The 5,107-nt window shown below is 73.0% G+C and carries 3 protein-coding genes and 1 pseudogene; 2 read left to right on the top strand and 2 right to left on the bottom strand.

The genetic code is table 11. From position 1 onward, the window contains the following. Positions 1-73 precede the first annotated feature (73 nt). Entirely contained in the window at positions 74-310 is a 237-nt protein-coding gene (locus B9S61_RS13890) for a DUF2945 domain-containing protein (RefSeq protein WP_103542533.1), read from the top strand. A gap of 92 nt (positions 311-402) precedes the next feature. Here B9S61_RS13890 and B9S61_RS42280 read toward each other — a convergent pair whose 3' ends face one another. Together B9S61_RS42280 and B9S61_RS13885 are read right to left on the bottom strand one after the other, a co-directional pair. Beyond that, positions 403-675, bottom strand: a complete 273-nt coding sequence (locus B9S61_RS42280; RefSeq protein ID WP_258039650.1) for an alpha-L-rhamnosidase C-terminal domain-containing protein — start codon at positions 673-675, stop codon at positions 403-405. Positions 676-774: 99 nt separating this feature from the next. Continuing rightward, positions 775-3,656: pseudogene (locus B9S61_RS13885) on the bottom strand (family 78 glycoside hydrolase catalytic domain); the annotation flags it as partial. Between the two features lie 161 nt (positions 3,657-3,817). Here B9S61_RS13885 and B9S61_RS13880 point away from each other — a divergent pair. After that, complete coding sequence (locus B9S61_RS13880) at positions 3,818-4,783, top strand: YihY/virulence factor BrkB family protein (RefSeq protein WP_103542532.1); 966 nt, start codon at positions 3,818-3,820, stop codon at positions 4,781-4,783. The last annotated feature ends 324 nt before the right edge of the window (positions 4,784-5,107 follow it).

Raw genomic sequence — 5,107 nt, 5'->3', positions numbered from 1 at the left:
TCCCCGGGATGCGCGCCGGCCGCGCCGCCTCCAGGGTGGAACCGAGCGATCACCACCGAAGGAGACACCAGGGATGGGCAAGGACAGCGACCGCGGCGAGGAGCTGAGCAAGGGCGACGAGGTCGCCTGGAGCAGCCACGGCAGCGAGACGACGGGCAAGGTCGAGAAGAAGATCACCCGGCGCACGGAGGCGGCCGGTCGCACGGTCGACGCCTCCGAGGAGGAACCGCAGTACGAGGTGCGCAGCGACAAGTCGGGCAGATCCGCGGTCCACAAGCCCTCGGCGCTCAAGAACAAGAAGAAGAAGTGAGCGCCGTGGGACCTGATCGCGGCAACGGCGGCACGGACCCCCGGTTCGCGCCGCCGCCGTGACCGCCCGCCGTGACCGCCCGGCGCCCGCGCTCACGCCTGCCCGGTGAACTCCCACGTCCCGTGCGGCACCCGGTAGACCACGAAATCCGGATCCGTGCGCAGGAGTTCCGCCCCCTGCGGAGCGTCGGCCGCGGAGCGGCCGCCGGCCGGCACATGGACGTCGGCGGTCGAGCCGACGGGCACCCGCACCGTCAGCCGCAGCCGGCCCTCGATCCGCGACCAGGACACCGCGGCCGGGCCCCGCACGGTGCGGATCGAGGTGCGCGCCCAGTTCACCCCCGTACGGGCGTCGGGCCGCACCACGAAGGTGCGGTACCCGGCGTCACCGGGACGCAGACCGGCCACGTTCTCGTACAGCCACTGCACGACCGTGCCCTGGAAATAGTGGTCGCGGGAGCGGGACTCCAACGGCCACATCTCCCACATGGTGTCGGCGCCGTTCTCCTGCCAGTACCCCCAGCCCGGATACGTCCGCTGCGTCGCGACGGCGTGCGCCACGTCCGGGCGGCCGTGGGCGCACAGCACCCGCAGCAGCACGCTGGTGCCCAGCGCGCCCGTGTCGAGGTGGTTCCCGCGCTCCTCGATGTCCTTGACCAGACTGTCGAGCACGGAGGCACGGGCGCCCGGCGGTACGAGCCCGAAGGCCAGCGGCACCGCGTTGGACGTCTGCCGGTAGCCGGGGTCCCTGGCCGTGCGGTAGTGCCCCTCCGGGGCCAGGAACGCCGCGTTGAGGGCGTCCCTGAGCTTCCCGGCGGCCTCCCGGTAACGGGCCGCGGTCCCGTCCTCGCCCAGCAGGTCGCCCGTCTCCGCGGTGTGCGACAGGGCGCGGTACAGATACGCCGTCGCCGTGAGCCGGGTGTCCTCGGGCGGATTGCCGCCGTAGCCGGGCGGCAGGTAGTCGCCCAGCGCGGTGACCGCCAGTCCGTCCACCAGCCGGGACAGTTCCCAGTCCAGGTAGCGCACCAGGGCGTCCAGTGCTCCCGGGCCGCCCGCTCGTCGCCGTACACGCGGTACATCTCACGCACCACGAACGGGTACACCGTCGTCCACTCCGGGGACGGCGCCGCCTCCCGGTACCCCCACCCGCCGCTCGGCACGATCACCGGCACCTTACCCGTTTCGGTCTGGCTGTCCGCCAGGTCGCCGAGCCACTTGGACAGCAACCGGTGCACCCCGAAGGCATACGCCATCACCGGCGCCCCGACCTGCGCGTCACCGGTCCAGCCGTTCTTCTCGTACATCGGGGTGTCCGTCGGAATGCCGTGCAGGTTGTTCAGCACGGTCCGCCGCATCGCCCCGTCCAGCCACTCGTAGAACGGCTCGGAGCACGCGAAGCCGCTCACCTCCTCGACCCGGGTGTGCACCACCCGGCCCAGCACCTGGCCGGGGGAGGGCCGGGCCGGCAGCCCGCTGATCTGCACATAGCGAAAGCCCTTGTAGGAGAACGAGGGCTCCCAGACCTCCTCGGCGCGGCCCGCGCAGACGTACTCGTCCGTCTGGAAGCGGCCCGGCACATGCCCCGTCCCGGCCTCCACACTGCCGTCGTCCGTCCGCTGCTCCCCGTGCACCAGCCGCACCACGGTGCCCTCGGCGGCGCCCCGGACGGTCAGCCGGGTCCAGCCGGCCATGGTGCGGCCCATGTCCACCACGTACACCCCGGGGCGCAGTTCGCTGATCTCCTCGGGCCGCACCGTCTCGATGATCTCGATCGGGTCGTGCGGCTGGGCCCGCAGTTTCCCTCCCGGCGTCTCCTGCACCCCGGCCGGGCGCCACGCGCTGTCGTCGAACCCCGGAAGGGTCCAGCCCCCGGGAGCCAGCCGGGCATCGTAACTCTCCCCGGCGTACAACGAGTTGGAGCGGGTGGGACCCTCGGTCAGCCGCCATTCGCCGTCCGAGGCGACGGTGGTGCGGGAGCCGTCCGGGTGGTCGATCTCCAGCTGGGCGAGCAGCCGCGGCTCGCCGTGCCAGGGTGCGCGGTGCCAGTTCCACACGTTCGGGGTGGTCATGCCGTAGAACCCGCGCCCGAGGGTGACACCGAGCGCGTTCTCCCCCCGCTCCAGCAGCCCGGTCACGTCGTGCACCGCGTAGAGCACGGTCTCGTCGTAGTCGGTGAAGCCGGGGTCGAGGACCTGCCGCCCGACCCGGCGGCCGTTGAGGTGCGCCTCGTAGTAGGCGAGTCCGCTGAGGTACAGGCGTGCCCGGGAGATCTTCTTGCGCACGGTGAAGCCTCTGCGGAGCAGTGGTGCGGGCTGCTCCGGCTCCGCCACCGACACGCCCGAGCCCCACGGCCCCTGTCCGTACGGCGCCAGAACCGCGACTCCGGCCCACCCGCTGTCGTCGAAGTCCGGCTGCTGCCAGCCCGGTTGTTCCGTCTCGGAGACGCGCCAGTCGTCACCGGTGACCAGTTCGCGGCGCTGCCCCTCGGCCGTGTCCACGATCAGCCGCACCAGCAGACCGCCCGGATTGACACGGGCGCCGCCCCGGTTGGTGGCGAGGGCGGCGAGAACGACCTCCCGGGAGGACGTGTCGCGGACGAGGGCGGTCACGTCGGCGACCTGACCGGTGCGCCAGCCGTCCTGCCGCTGGGGTGCGTGCAGTGCGCGCCTCCCGCCGGCGTAGAGGGTGAAGTCGTCGTCGGCGGTGGCGACCAGCACCGCCCGCCGGACGTCCGCGCCGGCCGGCAGCGCGAGGCGCGCCCGGAACCACCGCGGGCCCTCGGGCGCGTCGGACGGGGTGGCGCCCGGCGCCCAGATCCACGAGGCGCCTTCGAACGACGGGGGCCGCGGCGGGGCGTCGGCGCCGATCCAGCGCGCCCGCCAGTCGCCTTCCGACAACGTTGTCTCCCACCAGCTCGGTTCGCTCCAGCGGGACGCGCGTCCGTCGGCGTCCCACACCCGCACGCGCCAGAAGTAGCGGGTGCGGGGGAGCAGCGCGGGGCCGTCGTAGGCGACTCCGACCGTCCGGTCGGAGACGACCTTCCCGGAGTCCCAGACCTTCCGGCCGTCCCAGCGGGCGCGGTCGCGCACCACCTGGACGCGGTACGCGCGCTGCCGCACACCGTGTCCCGGGGCCGCCGGCTCCCAGGTGAGCCGGGGGCGTTCGACGTCCGTGCCGAGCAGTGTCCCGGCGTACTCCACGGTGGTGCGCACGATGCGCAGCCCGCTCGCCCCCGGTCCGCGCGCCGGCGCGGCCGTCGCCGGTGCGGCGCCGGTGAACGCGCCGATGCCCGCTCCGGCGGCCGCGGTGCCCTGCAGGAATACCCTGCGCTTCCATCCTTCAGCCATGTCGCGTCCCTTGCTCGTTGCCGACCTACGATGCTTGAAACGTTTCACTCGCGCTGTTCAGTGATCCTAGGGACACCGTGTGAGTCACTACAAGAGGTGTGCGGGCGCCGAAAGGGGCGATCAGTGGGGGAGTAAACCACTCAGGTGAGGAGGGTCCGCGTATGGGAACCGTCGTCCGCGTTCCGCAGACCCGGGACATGCTCGGGGACGAACTCTCCGGCGACGAGGCGTTCACCGCGCTCCGCCACTACGGGAGCCTGCGGCTGCTGACCGACTCGTTCGCCCGCTTCCGCTACGCGGACGGCTTCACGAACGCACGGGCGCTCGCCTTCCAGGTGGTCCTCGGTCTGGTTCCGTTCACCGTGGCGCTGGTGGGCCTGGCGACCTCCGTGCACACCGAGGGCGTCGGCCGCGTCATCGAGCTCGCCCTCGGCCGGATCGTGCCGGGCGCCAGCGCCGACATCGTCGCGGACGCCTTCGAAGGGACCCGGCGCACCGCCCACGACGACCTCGGGAGCACCCTGGCCCTGTGGCTCGGTCTGGGCTTCGCCGTGCTCAACCTCGCCTCCGCCATGGGCCAGATCGAGCGGGGTGCCAACCGCATCTACGGCATCGAACGCGACCGCCCCTTCCCCCGCAAGTACGGCAGAGCCGTCCTTCTCGCGCTCGCCGCCGGGCTGCCGATGGTGCTCGGGTTCGTCGTACTGGTCGCCGGTGACGCGGTGAGCCACGCGGTGGCCGAGGTGGTGGGAGGAAAGGGGAGCGGCACCGGGTGGTGGGGTGCGCTGGACGTGCCGGTGGGGCTGCTGCTGGCCTGGGTCGCCTCCGCGGTGCTCTTCCGCTGGTCGCCCCGGCGCGTCCAGCCGGGTTACACCTGGCTGGCCTTCGGTTCGGCCGTCCACCTGCTGCTGTGGGTCGCCGCGACGTGGCTGCTCGCGCTGTACGTCGAGGGCAGCGGGGCGTTCGGAGCGCTGTACGGGCCGCTGACGGCCTTCGTCGCCCTGCTGCTCTGGGCGAACCTGACCGCCGTCGCCCTCTTCCTCGGGATCGCGTTCGCGGCCCAGCTGGAAGCGGCGCGTGCCGGTGGTGACGCGCCGGTCCACGCGGACCCGGGGCCGGGCGGATGACGGCCCGCAGGCGCCCCGCCCGCAGCGGGGGGCGCGACCCGGGAGCGGCGTGCCCGGTGCCCGGGAACGCCCCGCCCGGAGCGCGGGAGCGCTTCGCCCGGACGGGGGCGGTTCGCCACCGGACCGCGACACGCCGGGACGGGAACGGGGTAAAACCTTCCCGCGTTGTCAGTGTGAGGTTGCACAATGATCGGAAAAGGAGATCAACTCCGGCGCGGCGCTGGGTAGACGGTCTCGTGTCCGGCTCCGGAAAGGTCCTGCTGATGCTCTCCACCGTCGACCGCTCGAGGTCCCTCGTCGCCCTGCCGACGGCGCGCCGCCGGC

The sequence above is a fragment of the Streptomyces sp. SM1 genome, from assembly GCF_002910825.1.
GTDB classification, from domain to species: Bacteria; Actinomycetota; Actinomycetes; order Streptomycetales; family Streptomycetaceae; genus Streptomyces; species Streptomyces okerensis.
Note: the sequence above shows the minus strand (reverse complement) of the source record. Positions and strands in the feature narration are given on the sequence as shown.